Source organism: Fulvimarina uroteuthidis, from assembly GCF_034321785.1.
GTDB lineage: Bacteria > Pseudomonadota > Alphaproteobacteria > Rhizobiales > Rhizobiaceae > Fulvimarina > Fulvimarina uroteuthidis.
The window spans coordinates 14,523-31,033 of the sequence record NZ_JAXLPB010000007.1 but is presented as its reverse complement, the minus strand read 5'-3'; the positions used below and the strand labels follow the sequence as shown (position 1 = coordinate 31,033).

16 protein-coding genes are annotated in these 16,511 nt (G+C 60.5%); 14 read left to right on the top strand and 2 right to left on the bottom strand.

All coding sequences use genetic code 11. The annotated features are described in order from the left end of the window. The first annotated feature begins 50 nt into the window (after positions 1-50). From U0C82_RS17215 to U0C82_RS17150, 14 genes are all read left to right on the top strand, one after another. On the top strand, positions 51-755 hold the full coding sequence (locus U0C82_RS17215) for a L,D-transpeptidase (RefSeq protein WP_322188878.1): 705 nt from the start codon (positions 51-53) through the stop codon (positions 753-755). Next, on the top strand, positions 752-2,158 hold the full coding sequence (locus U0C82_RS17210) for a multicopper oxidase family protein (RefSeq protein ID WP_322188876.1): 1,407 nt from the start codon (positions 752-754) through the stop codon (positions 2,156-2,158). The genes U0C82_RS17215 and U0C82_RS17210 overlap by 4 nt, the downstream gene beginning before the upstream one ends. Positions 2,159-2,169: 11 nt before the next feature. Then, positions 2,170-2,583 carry a c-type cytochrome gene (locus U0C82_RS17205; RefSeq protein ID WP_322188874.1) on the top strand — a complete coding sequence of 138 codons (414 nt, stop codon included), beginning with the start codon at positions 2,170-2,172 and terminating at the stop codon, positions 2,581-2,583. A gap of 24 nt (positions 2,584-2,607) precedes the next feature. Next, entirely contained in the window at positions 2,608-3,261 is a 654-nt protein-coding gene (locus U0C82_RS17200) for a hypothetical protein (protein WP_322188872.1), read from the top strand. A gap of 186 nt (positions 3,262-3,447) precedes the next feature. Next, on the top strand, positions 3,448-3,786 hold the full coding sequence (locus U0C82_RS17195; RefSeq protein WP_322188870.1) for an NADH-quinone oxidoreductase subunit A: 339 nt from the start codon (positions 3,448-3,450) through the stop codon (positions 3,784-3,786). Beyond that, positions 3,777-5,015: a hypothetical protein gene (locus U0C82_RS17190; RefSeq protein WP_322188869.1), complete on the top strand. Its 1,239-nt coding sequence runs from the start codon at positions 3,777-3,779 to the stop codon at positions 5,013-5,015. Before U0C82_RS17195 ends, U0C82_RS17190 begins: the two co-directional genes overlap by 10 nt. Further along, positions 5,012-5,932 (top strand): complex I subunit 1 family protein, encoded by a 921-nt coding sequence (locus tag U0C82_RS17185; RefSeq protein WP_322188867.1) that lies wholly within the window; start codon positions 5,012-5,014, stop codon positions 5,930-5,932. Before U0C82_RS17190 ends, U0C82_RS17185 begins: the two co-directional genes overlap by 4 nt. Next, the gene (locus tag U0C82_RS17180) at positions 5,923-6,525 is read left to right on the top strand and encodes an NADH-quinone oxidoreductase subunit J family protein (RefSeq protein WP_322188865.1); all 603 of its coding nucleotides are present in this window, start codon (positions 5,923-5,925) and stop codon (positions 6,523-6,525) included. Before U0C82_RS17185 ends, U0C82_RS17180 begins: the two co-directional genes overlap by 10 nt. Positions 6,526-6,537: 12 nt before the next feature. Further along, complete coding sequence (gene nuoK / locus U0C82_RS17175; RefSeq protein WP_007068914.1) at positions 6,538-6,843, top strand: NADH-quinone oxidoreductase subunit NuoK; 306 nt, start codon at positions 6,538-6,540, stop codon at positions 6,841-6,843. Between the two features lie 3 nt (positions 6,844-6,846). Then, positions 6,847-8,802, top strand: coding sequence for an NADH-quinone oxidoreductase subunit 5 family protein (locus U0C82_RS17170; RefSeq protein ID WP_322188861.1), 1,956 nt, complete (start codon positions 6,847-6,849; stop codon positions 8,800-8,802). A gap of 3 nt (positions 8,803-8,805) precedes the next feature. Beyond that, complete coding sequence (locus U0C82_RS17165; RefSeq protein ID WP_322188859.1) at positions 8,806-10,305, top strand: complex I subunit 4 family protein; 1,500 nt, start codon at positions 8,806-8,808, stop codon at positions 10,303-10,305. Between the two features lie 2 nt (positions 10,306-10,307). Next, positions 10,308-11,723 (top strand): NADH-quinone oxidoreductase subunit N, encoded by a 1,416-nt coding sequence (locus tag U0C82_RS17160; RefSeq protein WP_322188857.1) that lies wholly within the window; start codon positions 10,308-10,310, stop codon positions 11,721-11,723. Positions 11,724-11,908: 185 nt separating this feature from the next. Next, positions 11,909-12,778 (top strand): DUF305 domain-containing protein, encoded by an 870-nt coding sequence (locus U0C82_RS17155; protein ID WP_322188855.1) that lies wholly within the window; start codon positions 11,909-11,911, stop codon positions 12,776-12,778. A 548-nt stretch (positions 12,779-13,326) separates the two neighbouring features. Next, positions 13,327-13,758 carry an ion channel gene (locus U0C82_RS17150; RefSeq protein ID WP_322188853.1) on the top strand — a complete coding sequence of 144 codons (432 nt, stop codon included), beginning with the start codon at positions 13,327-13,329 and terminating at the stop codon, positions 13,756-13,758. A gap of 49 nt (positions 13,759-13,807) precedes the next feature. On the opposite strand, the gene U0C82_RS17145 is transcribed toward U0C82_RS17150, so the two are convergent. Beyond that, the gene (locus U0C82_RS17145; protein ID WP_322188851.1) at positions 13,808-14,290 is read right to left on the bottom strand and encodes a hypothetical protein; all 483 of its coding nucleotides are present in this window, start codon (positions 14,288-14,290) and stop codon (positions 13,808-13,810) included. A 150-nt stretch (positions 14,291-14,440) separates the two neighbouring features. Beyond that, positions 14,441-15,979, bottom strand: coding sequence for a multicopper oxidase family protein (locus U0C82_RS17140; RefSeq protein WP_322188849.1), 1,539 nt, complete (start codon positions 15,977-15,979; stop codon positions 14,441-14,443). Between the last annotated feature and the right edge of the window lie 532 nt (positions 15,980-16,511).

Genomic DNA, 16,511 nt, shown 5'->3' with positions numbered 1-16,511 from the left:
GCGCCCTTCGAACGGAGAGTAAAATCTTGCCTTTTACGCGCAGGACTGCCTTGACGGGTTTGGGATTACTGGCACTCGGAGGATGTACGTCTGCAAATAGAATTGCCGCCTCTGTCCCGCCCCACATCCAACCGCGACTTCAGAAGGCCACATCGGGCTCTTGGACCTATCCGACCTATTACGGCCCGATCTATTCAGAGCCGTTCACCATTCCTGCCGTTCCCCCAGGGGTCGTCGCCCCGCAATATTGGAGGCAGCTTGTCGACGATCCGACTGGAGAGCAGCCGGGCACACTCGTGGTCGATCCGGACGAGAAATATCTTTATCTGGTCCAGGAAGGAGGTCAGGCTCTGCGCTATGGCATCGGTGTCGGCCGACAAGGTTTTTCATGGTCGGGCTCTGCGCGCGTCCATTACAAGAAGCAATGGCCCACCTGGACGCCCCCACGGGAAATGATTGAGCGGCAGCCTGAATTGGAGCCGTATTCTGCGGCAAACGGCGGGATGCCGCCAGGTCTCTCGAACCCGCTTGGCGCCAGAGCACTTTATCTTTTCCAGGATGGAGTCGACACGCTTTATCGAATTCATGGTTCGCCAGAGGCCAATTCGATCGGTCGAGCCGTTTCATCGGGATGCATCAGGCTTCTCAATCACGAAATCATCGATCTCTACAGCCGCGTCCCGGATGGAACACTGGTCAAGGTCAGACCATCCAGGCGTCAGATCGAGACGAGTTCTAAGATGGCCGCCCTATGAAATTATCTCGAAGGGCCTTCTTGGCAGGGGCTGGAGCCGTTATCAGCCAGAATGCCTTCGGTCGCGTCATTGACCTATCGAAAGAGAACGGGACGGCCCGTGTCTTGACGGCGCGCCGAGCTTCAGCGTCGATACTTCCATCCGATCTCGCCTCGCCGACGGCGATTTGGGGCTTCGACGGTACCGCGCCCGGGCCTGTCCTCAGGGCAAAGGCCGGGGAGCGCGTGAAGGTCGTCGTCGAGAACGATCTCAACCAGTCAACGAGCGTCCACTGGCACGGCATCCGCATCGACAACGCGATGGACGGCGTGCCCGGCCTCACGCAGAAGGCGATCGACCCCGGCGAACAGTTCACCTACGACTTCACGGCGCCCGATCCCGGAACCTACTGGTATCATTCGCACGATCGCTCCTGGGAGCAGAACGCCCGCGGCCTGCACGGCGCGCTGATCGTCGAGGAAGCCGAGCCCTGGGAGGGCGCCGATCGCGACCTCGTTCTCCTCGTCGACGACTGGCGGCTTACCGAGGACGGCTCGATCGACGACAGCTTCGGCCAGATGATGGACTGGAGCCATGGCGGGCGGCTCGGCAACTTCGTCACGGTCAACGGCCGCTCCAAGCCACGGATCGAGGTTCGGCCGAACGAGCGCATCCGCGTGCGGCTCATCAACGCCGCCAATGCGCGGATCATGGAGCTGGGCCTGCCGGGAACGCGCACCTTCCGCCTCGCCCTCGACGGCATGCCCGTGCCGCTAGTCGAGGAGAATGAGCCGGTCTGGCTGGCGCCTGCCCAGCGCACCGATCTTCTCGTCGACATCCTCGACGACGAAACGCCGAAATCGTTGGTCGTTCACACCGATAGCGGCCCTTTGGAGATCGCGGAATTCGCGGTTGCGGGCGAGCCGGTGCGCGCCTCCTTCCCCGAAGCCACCGGCCTGCCACGCTCGGGTCCCTCCCTGCCGGACGACCTTTCCGACGCAGTCCGGACCGAACTGCTAATGGAGGGCGGTGCGATGGGTGGGATGGCCGGAGCCATGCACAAGGGCCGTATGATGGACATCCGCTCTCTCGTCGGCGAGGGCTATGTCTGGGCCTTCAATGGCGTCGCCGACGACATGGGCAAACCGCTCGCCCGGTTCGCAAAAGGCCAGGCCGCCGTCGTCAGGATCCGCAATGAGACCGGCTGGCCCCATGCGATGCATGTGCATGGCCATCATTTCCGTGTCCTGACGCGCAACGGGGAACCGACTGGCGACGAGGCCATGCGCGACACCACTCTGACCGTTCCCGACGAGACGATCGAAATCGCCTTCGTCGCCGACAATCCGGGCAAATGGCTGCTCCACTGCCACATGCTGGAGCATTCGGCCTCCGGGATGATGACATGGTTCGAAGTGGCCTGAGGAGAGGAAAGATGAACATCAGCAAAACAACACTCGCCGCAGCCATCGGCGCCGTTGCCGTCGGCGCGTTCCTGATCTGGCGGGCGACGTCACCCGGCGATGCGGCCGCCGACCACATCGTCGACGTGACCGTCCCTGAACTGTCGGCGCAAGCTGCTTATGGCGAAAATCTTTTCAAAGAGAATTGCGCCACGTGCCATGGCGAGAATGCCGGGGGTACGAAACAGGGTCCGCCGCTGATCCACCGGATCTACGAGCCGAACCATCACGGCGATCAGGCCTTCCTCATCGCTGCGACGCAAGGAGCGCGTGCCCATCATTGGCAGTTCGGAAACATGCCGCCGGTCGCTGGGATCACGCCTCGCCAAGTTCGAGACATTGTCGCCTATGTGCGAGAAGTCCAAAAAGCCAACGGCGTCTTTTGATCGCCTTTACCCTAAGGGCTTGCAATGAATTATAGATTATTCGTTCTGATGCTAAGTGCTGTTGCCATTTCAGCATGCTCTGCCACACAACCGGCAAGCTACGACAATTCTCTTGCACTCTCAAGTGCTGCTGAAGGCGTTGCGGACGCAGTTCGATTTACTCCATATTCTGGCAAGAGTGCAGTCGGTCTTTTAGAAAAGCCCTATTTTATTTCATTCCGAGCAAGAAATGCAGAAAGCTACGGGCATTCCTTTGTCGCGTTTGGTGAACGCGATTCCGCCGGCAACATTCCGTACGATCGATCTGGTGTTCTGATCCCCTCGATGACAGAGATCGCTGGGCTTCATCCCGCCTCGACGAGCGACGTTCCGTACTCTATCGGCCATGTGGTGCCAGTGCCGTCCGAGACAGGTCCTTCGGATGGTGATACCGAGATTGCTTACCTTCAAAACGAGCTGACGATTGCCCTTTCCCTAGGTGAATACAGAAAACTATACTCGTTCATAAATGAACTTCAGTCATCCCGCCCACTTTGGCACGCCGTTGCCTACAATTGCTCTTCTTTTACAAACGAGATTGTGTCCTATATGGGACTGAATACCGCAAATCATATTCTTTTTCCAAATAAGTACATCGAATCGTTAAAAGGTCGAAACCCAGACATCAAGAATATATAGAATACATTTTATTGTGAATTTCTGCTCGAACTGCAAGTAAAAGCCAAAGAGGCCATAGATGGTATGCAGCTAAATAATTAAGTTTTTTATTCGTCTAACTGCATAGTGCCTCGCTCGCATTGCCGCTCTAGATGCGTGTTGGCTGAACGAGAAGTCTAACTGCTGAACTCGATTGAGGTGTTGGGCATGGAGATCGTCCCTTGGATCATTATTATCGGAGTTCTGTCGGTGTTGTGGATTCGAGGAGTCCATAGCGTCCAGCGCTCGGCAACAGCACCTCAACAGATACCTTTTCTTGGAGGCGGCACGCCGGATACCCATGCCTGGCAGCGCTATCACATTCGCTACTATTCGATGACGCTCCTCTTCATCGCCTTCGAGATGGAGATGATGTTCATGTATCCTTGGGCCGTCGTCTTCGTCGAAGAGGGCGGCAAGGCGATGATGGAAATGGGGATGTTCCTCGCGATCCTTTCCATCGGCATCGTCTATGCCTGGCGTGAGGGCTTGTTCCGGTGGCAGTGAGCGCCCTTTCGAGATGGGCGCGCGAGGCGCCGGTGCCGGTTTTCGTCGCGATTGGGGATGGGATGCGCGAGCGCGTGGAGCGCCTTTTCTGCGATCCGGGGATCGAGCGTGCGGCGACGCCCCGGCATGCCGCAATCCTGCTGATCGCCGGGCGCATGCGGCTGGAAGACCGCGAGGATCTGCGCCGCCTGCACGACCAGATGCCGCATCCGCGCGCGACGCTGCTATGGGATGCGAAGGTTGGCGAGGCGCTGGGGGATGCGGAGATTTTCAGCGGCGGCACGCTGGAAAGCGACAAAGATGCGGGCGAGGCGGTGCGCGACCATCTCGAACGGCTTTGGCAGGATCTGGCCAGCGGCGAGCGGCCGAGCGAACCGGACCTCTTGCACGACGAGCCGCCCAACCCCTGGGAAGGCATCGGCCCCCATGGCCAGGGCGGCAAGGGCATGATGGGTGGCACGCCTTATGGGCGACCGATGGCGATGACCTCTGACGATTTGAGGGACGGCCTCGCGCTGGACACCTACACGGCGCGCTTCGGTCCCTTTCTGCCGATGTTTCCGCCGGGATTGTTGTTGGAAATGACACTGCAGGGCGACGTGATCCAGGCCGCCAAGGTGCTGCGTCCGCCGCTTTCGCAAAAGGCGGAGGAAAATGCTCCGGCCGCGCTCTCGCGGCTTGCTCGGCTTCTCGATCTCCTTGGCCTGCCCGCGCTCGGCCAGCGCACCCGGCTCGCGGTGGCGGGCGATCGGTCGTCGTCGACGCTCGAAAAGCTCGGCCGCGCGATCCGCTGGTCGGGGGCGATGCTCGCCATCCCACCCGGTCTCGGTGCGGTCGAAGGGCAGGGCGACCTAAGCGCCCGTCTCAATGACCTCTTGGCCGTCGCCGGCGGTTCCTCACCAGCGACGCGGCCGGAACTGCCGGAATCGGCGCATCTCTCCTCACTTCTGCCCGGCCTCGAATGGTCCGAGGCAATGCTCGTCCTCAACAGCTTCGATGACAAGACGCTATCGATGCTGGCCATGGTGATGGACGAGCCGGACGAGGAGCGCGACGGCCACGATCATGATGGCGATCACATGCGCCATGACCACGGCGGTCATCACGATCACGGTGGCAGCCATCACGAACATGGCAGGCACCAGGGTGAGGGGGGCCAAGGAGGTCACGGCGATTACGGTTCCCATCAGGGTCATGACCCTCACGGTAGCCATGGAGGCCACACATGATGGAGCTCATCGCCGTCCTGCTTCTCCTCGTTTTTCTGTCGATGGGCTTCGCCGGAGCGGCGCTCGCCGACGGCATGCTGCCCGCTCTCATCGCCGGGCAGGCCCGCTCGTCTTGGCGTCGGCCCATTGCCGAGGCCGCGCGCCTGCTGACCACCCAGCGCATCCGCACCGAAGCGCCGGATGCTCTACTCTGGTTTCTCGCGCCCACCCTTTATCTGGCGCTCGCGATCGTCGGCCTTGCCGTCATTCCCTTTGGGCCGGGTCTCGTCACCATTCCGAGCGAGGTCGGCATCGTCGTCTGGGGCAGTTGCGAGGCGCTGACCATCGTCGCGGTCTTTATGTTCGGCTGGTCGGCTAACGCGCCACTGCCGCTGATCGGGGCCTATCGCTATGTGGCGATCGCCCTGCCGGCGATGCTCCTTTCGATGTTCGTCTTAATCGGCGCCGCGCTGCCGGCGGAGTCCCTCGCTTTCACCGAGATCGTCGAGGCGCAGCGCACGGTCTGGAACGTCGTCCGCCAACCGGCGGGGCTGATCCTCTTCCTGATGCTCGGTCTCGCGATCAGCCTGCGCGGCCCCTTCGACTATGCGGGTCCGGAAGACCTTGCCGGCGGCACCACGGCGGATGTTTCCGGCCCGTCGCTTCTCGCCTGGAAAGTCGCCCGGCTCGCCATGCTCGTCTCGGTCTCGGCGGTGACGGCGACGGCCTTTCTCGGCGGTTATCTGGGCCCGCTTTTGCCGGGCTTCGTCTGGCTCGCCCTCAAGACGGCACTAGTCCTGATTGCCCTCGTTGCCGCCGGCAATTTCTTCGCCCGCATGCCCCCCGCCCGCATGATGGGCGTCATCTGGACGATGCTTCTGCCGCTATCCTTCCTCATGCTTCTCGCCGTTGGAACGGAGTTGCTGCTATGGGGCTGACCGATCTTCTCTTCCTCGCCCTTTCGGCTATCGCGATCGTCTCAGGCTGGCGCGTCTTCGCCACCGATTCCATGGTGCGGGCCTCCTTCCTGCTGCTTCTCTCCTTCGTCGCGGTCGGCCTCATCATCGTCATGCTCGCCGCCCCCTATATCGGCGTTGCGACCATCTTCATGATGGCGGTCGAGATGATGGTCATGGCCCTCTTCATGGTCATGTTCATGATGAACCCGGCCGGGCTCAACCCGATGATGATGGTGCATCAGCACCGCTTCTCGATCGCAGCCGGCGTCCTCGCCTTCGCCGGGCTCACCGCCACGATCCTTTTCACGAGCTTTCCCGAAATTCCCGTCGATCCGGCCGCGCCGATCGTCCATGATCTTGGCATCGAGCTTCTCGGACCTTCCATGCTGATCTTCGAGACCGCGGGAGTGACGCTGCTCGCCACCATGATCGGCTCGGTGATCCTTTCCTCGCGCTCGGGCCGCTTCGGCATGGCAGATCAGGGATCCCGCCCGCCCGGCCTCGAGCTGGACGGCGAACCCGCCGGACGCCAGCCCGAAGCGGGCGGCGGCCATCATCATCACCATCATTAGGAGCCCGATCCGTTGACGCTTGCCACCGTCCTCATCGTCGCCGCGGCCCTGATCGGCATCGGGCTTTACGGTGCCCTGTCGCAGCAGAGCTTTGTCATGCTGATGATGGGGCTCGAATTGATGCTGAATGGCGGGCTTCTCGCCGTGATCGGCCTTTGGGCGAACACGATGGGCGGCGCGCCGGAGGGCCAGCTACTGGCGATCATCATCATGGCGGTGATGGCCGTCGACATGGCCATCGGCTTCGCGCTGGTCACGGCCGTCTACCGCAAGCGGCAGGCCGACGTGACCGAAAGCCTGACCACGATGAAGCACTGATCGATGGCCTTCGTCCTCCCCCTCCTGCCGATCCTCTTCGCCATCGCGGCGGCATTTGCGCCGCGCGACGAACACGGGCGCCAACGCTTCTGGCTGACGGGTCTCACCGTTGCGGCCATGGCGCTGACGGCATTCGCCGCCGCCCTGGGCGCGGCGGGCGGCTGGACCGGCCATATCGCCTGGCACGAGCCGCTCGGCCTGACGGCCGCGCTGCCGCCGCTCGCAGGCGCGATGGCGATCCTCGTGCCGCTGATCGCGCTACCCGTCCTCGCCTACGCCGCTTTCCACGAAGAGGGCCGGGGACTGCGCCGGCTTGTCGCCATCCTCCTCATCTTCGTCGGCGGCATGGAGCTTCTTGTCGTCGCGGCGGATTTCCTGACGCTGCTGATCGGCTGGGAGCTGGTCGGCGTCTGCTCCTATCTGCTGATCGCCCATGAATGGCGCGAGCGAGAGAACACCGCCTCCGGCCTTTACGCCTTCCTGATGACGCGCTTCGGCGATCTCGGCCTTTTCGCCGCCGCCATGGCGGTCTTTTCGGCGACCGGCTCCTTTTCCTATGACGGCCTTACCGCGATGGAGGGAACACCGGCGGTGGTCGCGGGCTTCGGCCTGCTCCTGGCCGCCGCCTCGAAATCCGGTCAGCTCCCCTTCGCGCCCTGGCTGTTCCGGGCCATGGCCGGGCCGACCTCGGTCTCGGCGCTGCTTCACGCCGCGACCATGGTCGCCGCCGGGGCCTTCATCCTGCTGCGCCTTGAGCCCTTCCTCGCCTCGGTGCCGGGTCTGCCGGGCGCGATCATCGCCGTTGGTGCTACGACCGCGCTCTCGGGCGGAATCGTCGCGCTGCTTCAGGCTCATGCGAAGCGCCTGCTCGCCGCCTCCACCTCGGCCCATTACGGGCTGATGTTCGTGGCCGTCGGCGCGGGCTATCCGGGCGTCGCGTTCCTTCACCTCGTCGCCCACGCAGCCTTCAAGGCGCTGCTCTTCCTCGCCGCCGGCCTCGCCCATGAGAAGACCGGCAGCTACGACCTCTCAACCATGCGCCTCGGCCGCACTCTGCCGCTGGCGGGCCTCCTAACCCTCGCCGGCGCTCTTTCGCTTGCCGGCATTCCGCCGCTTGGCGGGGGCTGGACCAAGGAAGCGGTGGTGACGGCTGCCGAGCATTTCAGCCTCTGGGCCGCCGGCGCGGTGATCCTCGCCGGCGCGCTGAGCGCCGCCTATGCCGCTCGTTTTCAGCTTTCCGCCTTCGGCCTGCCCGAGGAAAAGGACGAGGACGATGAAGACGCGGGCGAAACCGCGCCGCTCTGGCCGCAGACCCGCGCCCGACAGGTCGAGATAGTCGCGATGGCGCTCCTCGCCCTCTTCGTTCTCCTCACCTCGCTGCTCTGGCTTCCGCCTGTCCGCACGAGCGCCGAAGCGGCACTGCAAGCAGTCCTTCCGGAAGCAAGCGTCGCAACCCTCGTCCTGTCGCTGATTGGCGTGGGTCTCGGCCTTCTCATAGGCACGCTGATCGCGCGGCAACACCTCACTTTCGGCAATGATGGCCCCGCCGCCGAGGCGGCCCATTGGCTCGGCCTGCCGGCGCTGATCGATGCGGCGATCACCAGGCCCGTTCTATGGCTCTCCCGTGCGGCCGCGAAGCTCGATGATAGCCTCATCGACGGTGGCGTGCGGGTTGTCGCGCTCGGTGGCCGGGGGGCCTCCTGGATTCTGCGCCTCAAGGGCGAGGCGGGCGCCGAAGGCCTTGCCGCGCAGGCGACCGGCCTTGTCGGGCTCGTGTCGCTCGCCACGAGCCGCTTCGGCGAATGGCTGACCGATGGCCTCGTAGAAGGCCTCGCGCTCACCGTTGGCCAGAGCGGGCGCGATGCGCGTCGCCTGCAAACCGGTCTCTCCCACCATTATTATGCGATCGCCACGCTCGGCACCGGCGCGGCCATTCTCTTGCTTCTGGGCCTGTCCTGATCCATGCTGACGCTCTCGATCCTCATCCCGCTCCTCGCCTCGCTCGGCCTGTTCGTCTGGTCGGACGGGACCAAGGAGAAAGCCCGCCTCGTCGCCCTCAGCGCGTCGGCTCTCTCGCTTCTCTGCCTGATCGTCGTCTGGATCGGCTTCAACACCGGGCCGGAGGCACCGGCTTTCCAGTCGGTCGCCGAAGTCGGCTGGATCGACGCTCTGGGTGTCGCTTGGCGGGTGGGCGTCGACGGCATGTCGCTCGCCATCTCGCTGATGAGCGGCCTTCTCTTCCTCTGCGCCATCGCATGGCCGGCGGAGACCAAGGGCCGGGCCCGGCAATATTACGGCTGGTTCCTGTTCCTGCAGGGCGTCTCGCTCGGCCTGTTCCTGACGCTCGATCTCCTCGTCTTTTACGTCTTCTTCGACCTGACGCTGGTCGGCATGTATTTCCTAATCTGCCGCTGGGGCCATGACCAGGCCGAATACGCGGCACTCAAATTCTTCGTCTATACGCTCGCCGGCTCGCTCGCGATCCTGCTCGCCATTCTCGGCCTCGTCCTCGCCAACGGCACGCTGTCCTTCGACATGCGCGAACTGATCGCCACCCAGCCGCTCGGCGGAACGGATCTGCGCTCCAGCTTCGTCCTTTTTGGCTTCCTCGTCGGCTTTGCCATCAAGACGCCGCTGGTGCCGTTCCACACCTGGCTGCCGCTCGCCCATGTGGAGGCGCCGGGGCCGGCCTCGGCCGTGCTTGCGGGAGTGCTCCTGAAGATGGGCACCTATGGCTTGGTGCGCATACCCTTCCAGATGATGCGCGAGACCTTCGCGGCTTACGCCTTTCCGCTGGCGATCGTCGCGCTCGTCGCGATCCTGTGGGGCGCGCTCGTGGCGCTGGGCCAGACAAACCTCAAACGCCGCATCGCCTACACCTCGGTCAATCACATGGGCTACACCGTCCTCGGCATCGCTGCCGCTGGCGCGATGATCGGCAGCGAGAGCGTCCAGACCCTTGCCCTCTCCGGCGCGGTGACGGAAATGGTCGCTCATGGCTTCATCACCGGCGCGCTCTTCCTGATCGCCGGCAGCTTCTACAGCCGCACCGGCACCTACGACCTCGCCCGCTATGGCGGCCTCGCCCGCGTGACGCCCCTCCTGATGGCGGCGTATTTTCTCGGGGCCTTTGCGAGCTTCGGTCTGCCAGGCCTTGCCGGCTTCGTCGCCGAATTCCAGGTCTTTGCCGGCACTTTCGGCGTCTATCCGGTGCTGGCGGCGATCGGCCTCATCGGCCTCGTCGTCACTGCCGCACTCTTCCTGATGATGGGCCAGCAGATCTTCTTCGGCGAGACCAGGCCGGAGATTGCGATGGTCAAGGACCTGAAACCTGCCGAGATCTGGCCGCTCTCGGTACTCCTCGCCTTCGTCGTCCTCATCGGTTTTGTGCCGGGGGGGCTTCTTGACATGATCCAGACAGGCTCCGCTTTTGCGTCCTTCCACTCCTCTGTGGGGCAGTAAAGATGATGCCGCTCGCAGATATTTTACCGGAGATCGCCGTCCTCCTGACAGCGGTTATCATCGTGCTTCTCGCAAGCTTCTTGCCGCGCCACTTGCAATGGACGAACGCACCGGTGGCGCTGATCGGTCTCGCAATTGCCGCCCTGCTGCTCTTTTCCCAGGCAAATGGCGAAGCGCGCGCAACCTTCTCGGGCACCTACGCCCTCGACATGGCGAGCATCGAGGGCCGGCTTCTCATCCTCTTCGCCACTGCCGTCACCGTACTCCTTTCCCCGCGCTGGTTCGAGAGCGACGCGCGGCATGGCGAATATTACGCGATGCTCCTCTTCTCGACCCTCGGCGCGATGGTCCTCGCCGGGGCGCTCGACCTGCTCCTCGTTCTGATCGGCGTGCTTCTGTCCTCGGCGACCGGCTATGTGTTGGCCGCCTATCACCGCGACTGGGCGCTTTCCGTCGAAGCGGGTATGAAGTACTTTCTCGTCGGCGCGCTGGCGAACACCGCGCTGGTTCTTGGCGCGACCTTCATGATGGGCATGCTTGGCGGCCCCGGTTTTAGCGAAATGGCAGCGGCACTGGCTGCGGGCGAGGCCTCGCCGCTGCTCCTCGTCGGCCTCGGTCTTGTCACTATGGGCATGGCCTACAAGCTCGGCGCAGTCCCAGCCCATGCCTGGCTGCCGGACGTCGCCGAAGGCGCGCCGGCACCCTCCGCCGCCTTCCTCACCGTCGTCCCGAAGATCGGGGCGGCCATCGCGCTCGCCCGGCTCGTTTCCCTGTTTCCGGAAACGGACTTCGCCATCCGCGCTCTGGTCGCTGCACTCGCCGTTATCACCATGACCCTCGGCAATCTCGCAGCTCTTTGGCAGGAGGATATGAGACGGATGCTTGGTTGGTCCTCGGTGAGCCAGGCCGGTTATCTCCTAATGGCAGTCACTGTTACTAGTCTGACCGATAACGCCATTCCTGCTCTTGTCGCGTTTCTGTTTGGCTACGCAACCGCCAATCTTACCGCCTTTGCTGCCATCACCCATTTGCGTGGCCGAACCGACCGAAGTGACTATGCGGGGCTCTTGAAGACCGCGCCGCTGCCCGCAATTGCCATCATCGTCGCTTTCCTCTCCCTTGTGGGCATCCCGCCTCTCGGCGGGTTCGTCGGCAAGCTGGAGCTCTTCCTGGCGACGATCGATGGCGGCTATGTCTGGCTTGCGATTGCAGCTCTGGTGAACACCGTTGTTTCACTCGTTTATTATCTTCGCTTCGTAACGCCGATGGTTTTGCGAGCACCATCAGAAAGTGTCCTTCAGCTCGGATCATGGTCTTGCGTGGCCACAACAATCGCGTTGATCTCAGTGGCTGCTGTTGGGATTCTTGCACAGTTTTTAATTGGACCGATAGGCGTTAGCGCATTTCTACCGAACTAAACAGAAAACATAGCAGGGGCCTGTGGATCGTTGATATTAATATACAAATATAATTATTTCTGTATCCGTTGATGTTTTGAGGAGAATCAAAATTTTTATGTAGTGGTAACATTTTAATTTTCTATAGTTCGTTTTAAAGGTTTTAGATTTCCACGACTGTCGACCGAATGAGAAGGGAAAATCAGGTGTCATACTGGCGCTTCGCAGCAATGATCGCAACATCAACTGTCGTTATGCTCGGCTTGATGTATCTAAATACGTATCTGTTTGAGCACGTCTTCTACAGCGAGACACGAGTCTACATGGCGCTCATGATGGGCGGCGTCATGGCGTTCATCATGCTCGGCTTCATGCTTTCGATGTACTCTAGCAGAACTATCAACGTCCTGATCTTCGTCGGATCGGTGATGGTCGCCGGTTTTGCCCTTTGGCTCGTTAGGAGTCAGGTGACGGTCGGAGATCGCTCGTACATGAAGGCGATGATCCCGCATCACTCCATCGCCATCATGACGTCGTCGCGCGCCAACATCGAGGATTCGCGCGTGCGCAAGCTCGCCGACGAGATCATCTACGCGCAGGACAAGGAGATCGCCGAGATGCGGTATCTCATCGCCGACATCGATCGGTCCGGTAAAAACGAAGGTGAGAACGGGAAGGAGCCGGCCCGACTGACGAGCATTAGCGAAGCCCTCGCGACGCCGGAAATCGCGACGCTCGATGCTGAATTCTTGACTGACGCCGATATCGAAGGAGCGTTCTCGGACGGTGGCACCTGCAGTTTCCGTTATACCTCGCAAAGCGATCCATCCTATGCGGTTTCGGCCGCGGACGATCAGGCCGCAGGTCTCTTGAAGATCAGCGGCGACCTCGTACGCCTCGAGGGCGACGATACGGCGTCGATGTCATCAGATGACCTCGTCGTCGGTCTGACCCCGGTCGAAGAAGGCGTGAGTCTGACAGAGGCGGGCGGAGCGATGATCGAAGCGGACATGATTCTGCAGATTGGCGAAGATCTCGAGGTTGGATACCGCGGGTATTTCGAATGCTCGCTCTGAAACCCTCTGGACTGAAGCCGGCACGGTGATCTTCGACATATCCTCGGTCGGTAACCAGCAGAATGCCAATGATCCAGATCTCGGCGCGTACCGACACTTGAAGGGTATACGTCCGAACATCAAAGCGCTCCCGCGCATCATGGCGACACACCTTGAGTTCCTAGACTAGGAATCGTCACTCTCTTCAGGTCTTAAGTCTTGGATCGAGGGCTAGCCGACATATGCCGTTCCTGTCGTGTTGCGCGGGTAAGGCTCGCCCGCACAGTCGAGCCAGAGAGCGTATGAACTAGCGATCCACGCCGCGCTTGCAGCTGCAATATCCCACCATAGCAAGGAAATCCAAATCGCCTCGCCATTCAAAGCCGAGGGAGGTCAATCTGTTCTCCCTCTATCGCAACACCTTACGAAGCTTCTTGCTGGATGGTCAGTACGAGGTGCGGTTGGCGGGCGATCCACTACCAATTTGCTACAGGAGAGGTTCTCGCCATCATAAATTGTGTTCGCAAGATCTTTCGCCAGACTGGAACGCTGTACAATAGGGGACTGACATGACCTTGGTAGCTTTTGCCACGGGACTTTTTATCGTGCTCATTCTCGGGATGATTCATCATGTCGGGGTCTTAACAATCGTCCGAGTAGCACCTAAATCCAGGACCTCAGGGCACGCACCGATCATGGTCGCGTTCGCATGCCTTTTGATACTTCATTCGTTCGAAATTGTCCTATTCGCGCTTGTGCTGGCCGCGCTGTTGAGTATCGATGGTTTTGGAAATTTCGGGGGTACCTATTCCGGTACATGGGAAGGACTAATCTATTTTTCTGGAATGAGCTTCGTGACCCTCGGCTTTTCAGATATAAAAGCTTTCGGTCCAATCCGCCTCGTTGCGATGTTTCTCTCCCTTGGCGGATTCATGGTCCTGACCTGGTCGGCGACCCTACTCTATTCGATCTGTAGCAAGATTTGGCAACAAGACAGTTAGCGTCGGCTGGACGGCACTGCGCGAACTCATTGAATAAAAAAGACGACAGTCAGTGTCCGTCCAAGGCTACAACGCGACGCGACAGTGATAGAACAAGAAGTGGAATGACAATCCACTGCAACAAAGGGCTTAAACCGGTTCCAAACGGCGGGACGAGCGGCATGAGATCGGAGTAATTCCAACGTTCGGAAACTTCTGTGTAGTAGTATTCAAAACCAACTGTAAGACCAATTCCGATTGCAATAAACATTGCAACCTGCCAAATTCTCGGCGTCAATATCCAGTACCGCGAGCGCGCCGCTGCGGCTGTCGTCCAGAATGCAGTGAGTGCAAACCCTACATCACCAAACGTTGCACTGGTACAGAGCTTCACGCCTTCCCAATGAGGCATTACAGCCATTTCCGCATAGGTTGGGACTTGGATAAATTCCCAAACGAAATGCAGCGTAAAGGACAGAAATGCGACGGTAATCTCCGGAACGGGCCATAGGGAAAATGGCGAAGTGGAGGAATGATCCAGTTTTAAACTCATGCTGTAGCTACCACAAAATTAAAGTCCGCTGAGTTTCGGTGACGACGACTGCCGAGATCGGTCATGAGTTCGTTATCCCTGCAAACTTAAACGGCGCAACAGGCCGAAACGATCTTTGAGTTGATTAGAAAATGGGGTGTGAAGCAGCGCTTACTTGGTGATGAATTGACCCATCATGCCAGCATCCTCATGCTCCAGGATATGACAATGGTACATGAAAGGTATGTCACCTCGTGATTCTGCTTCGACAGAAACCCAGAGATCCCGCGTGCCGGACACCGTCACCACGTCCTTCCAACCCATTTCCTCCGGTCCAGTCGGCTCGGGCACCCGGAATTTTACCCCATGTGCATGGAAAGGATGAGCCATGCCCTCCGCGGAGATCGTCCACCGCTCAACCGTCCCACGCTTAACCGTAAAATTCATTCGTTCCGGATTGTAAGGTTCGCCATTGATCGCCATCACCGGCCCGGAACCAATTGCGCTGCGCAGATGCTGCATCGGACCCATATTCTCTTGAAGGGCGAAGCGACGGGTCGTGACTGGCGTCGGCGGATCAGGAAGCGGGTCCACCAAGCGATCGGGGATCCGGCCGCGCACAGGTAGCGACGCATCTGGAGCGAGCGTCAGAAGGGGGTGGGGCGTGTTTCTCTCCGCCATCATGCCACCACCCATCATGCTAGCATCACCGCCCTCTGAGCTGCCCACGGTCGCTGCCGTGACTGACGGCATACATATTTCGCCATCACTCAGATCTACGATCACCTCGACCCGTGCGCCAGGCGAGACAGTCACGCTTTCCACAGCAATCGGTTCGGGCAGAAGCCCCTGATCGACTCCGACCACAACGGTTGGATGAGCGAAGGTTACATGATGTTCGGCGGAGGTAGCAGCGTTGATCAATCGCAAACGAACAGGTCCCGCAGGCACTGAAGCCCGTGGCGCAAACTGGCCGTTCACAAGCACGATCTGGCCTACCACTCCGTGCATGATGCCCATCATGCCTGGATCGTAGTTTGCACGCCCCTCGGCATCGAAGCTCTTGTCTTGCATGATTATCGTGAAATCATCGATACCGTCTGTGGACGGCAAACCTAATGCATCCGACACCTCATCCTCGAGGATCATCGCACCAGCGAGGCCGGCCCAAACGTCGGGCGCCGTGTGGCCATGAACATGAGTGTGATACCAGAGCGTCGCCGCAGGCTGTTCGATGGGCAGCGTGGCTTTCCAACTGTCACCCGCAGCGATGGCGGATTGCGGAGCTCCCCCATCAGCATCGGAAGTCACGTGTAGTCCGTGCCAATGCACAGAAATCGGCCGTTCGGTTGCGTTCGCGACTTGTGCCTCGACCGTTTCCCCACGCCTAAGACGTATTGTCGGTCCCAAGTAGGCTTGACTGAACCCCTTTGTCTTTGTCGGAGCACCGCCTTCAAAATGCGTTTGTCCAGCCATTGCGCGCAGATCGAGTTTGCCGTTTGTGACATTGAGTGTGGGCAAGGATCTGAACGGGGCGCCACCGGCGGGAGTGGCGGCCGTTGAATTTCTGCCGCTCTCCATCATGCCTCCATGCTCCATCATGCCCTGAGCGCGTAGCAAGCCCGGCGCAGCGAGAGCAAAGGTACCGCCAAGCAACACTGCACGGCGGGTCGTCTTGAAGCCCGCATTGTTAGCCCTTTGGCTGATCATTGCATTACCTCCATTTCGTCGTGACGCTGTCTGACATCATCCGGCCAGGTACTCTTAATGTAGGAGAGGACTGCGAGAATTTCCTCATCCTCCAGAACACCGTCATAGGCAGGCATATTCGTTTCGTACGACGAACCAGGATCGAGCAGTGCGGTTGGGCCGAATTTCACTAGGCGGAACAATGTTCGGCCATCATGATGCCAAGTATGACCGGTTTCGTCGTGCGGCGGTGCGGGCATACGTCCATCGGGACCCGGCTGCTTCCAATTCGTCTAGCCCTGAAGGTCGCCGCCATGACAAGAGGCGCAATTCTGCGCGTATATCCGAGAGCCCTGCACGACGGCGTCGTCGTCGCCCGGTCGCAACTCGCCCACCGATCCTGTCGATATCCATGACCAGATCGTGACCACGACGGCAATCGTGATGAGTGCCGATCCGGCGGTTAGAATGGAAACGTTTCTCATCGGCGTGATCCACTGAAGAAACCGGCCATCAAGCAAATAGGCGGCGAATAAGCGAGCTGCCGGAAATT

Excerpts from the sequence above, each read along its gene's own strand:
- U0C82_RS17140 (WP_322188849.1), bottom strand. The coding sequence starts at position 15,979 with ATGATCAGCCAAAGGGCTAACAATGCGGGCTTCAAGACGACCCGCCGT.
- U0C82_RS17150 (WP_322188853.1), top strand. The coding sequence starts at position 13,327 with ATGACCTTGGTAGCTTTTGCCACGGGACTTTTTATCGTGCTCATTCTC.
- U0C82_RS17180 (WP_322188865.1), top strand. The coding sequence starts at position 5,923 with ATGGGGCTGACCGATCTTCTCTTCCTCGCCCTTTCGGCTATCGCGATC.
- U0C82_RS17205 (WP_322188874.1), top strand. The coding sequence starts at position 2,170 with ATGAACATCAGCAAAACAACACTCGCCGCAGCCATCGGCGCCGTTGCC.
- U0C82_RS17160 (WP_322188857.1), top strand. The coding sequence starts at position 10,308 with ATGATGCCGCTCGCAGATATTTTACCGGAGATCGCCGTCCTCCTGACA.
- U0C82_RS17195 (WP_322188870.1), top strand. The coding sequence starts at position 3,448 with ATGGAGATCGTCCCTTGGATCATTATTATCGGAGTTCTGTCGGTGTTG.
- U0C82_RS17185 (WP_322188867.1), top strand. The coding sequence starts at position 5,012 with ATGATGGAGCTCATCGCCGTCCTGCTTCTCCTCGTTTTTCTGTCGATG.
- U0C82_RS17165 (WP_322188859.1), top strand. The coding sequence starts at position 8,806 with ATGCTGACGCTCTCGATCCTCATCCCGCTCCTCGCCTCGCTCGGCCTG.
- U0C82_RS17145 (WP_322188851.1), bottom strand. The coding sequence starts at position 14,290 with ATGAGTTTAAAACTGGATCATTCCTCCACTTCGCCATTTTCCCTATGG.
- U0C82_RS17200 (WP_322188872.1), top strand. The coding sequence starts at position 2,608 with ATGAATTATAGATTATTCGTTCTGATGCTAAGTGCTGTTGCCATTTCA.
- U0C82_RS17170 (WP_322188861.1), top strand. The coding sequence starts at position 6,847 with ATGGCCTTCGTCCTCCCCCTCCTGCCGATCCTCTTCGCCATCGCGGCG.
- U0C82_RS17210 (WP_322188876.1), top strand. The coding sequence starts at position 752 with ATGAAATTATCTCGAAGGGCCTTCTTGGCAGGGGCTGGAGCCGTTATC.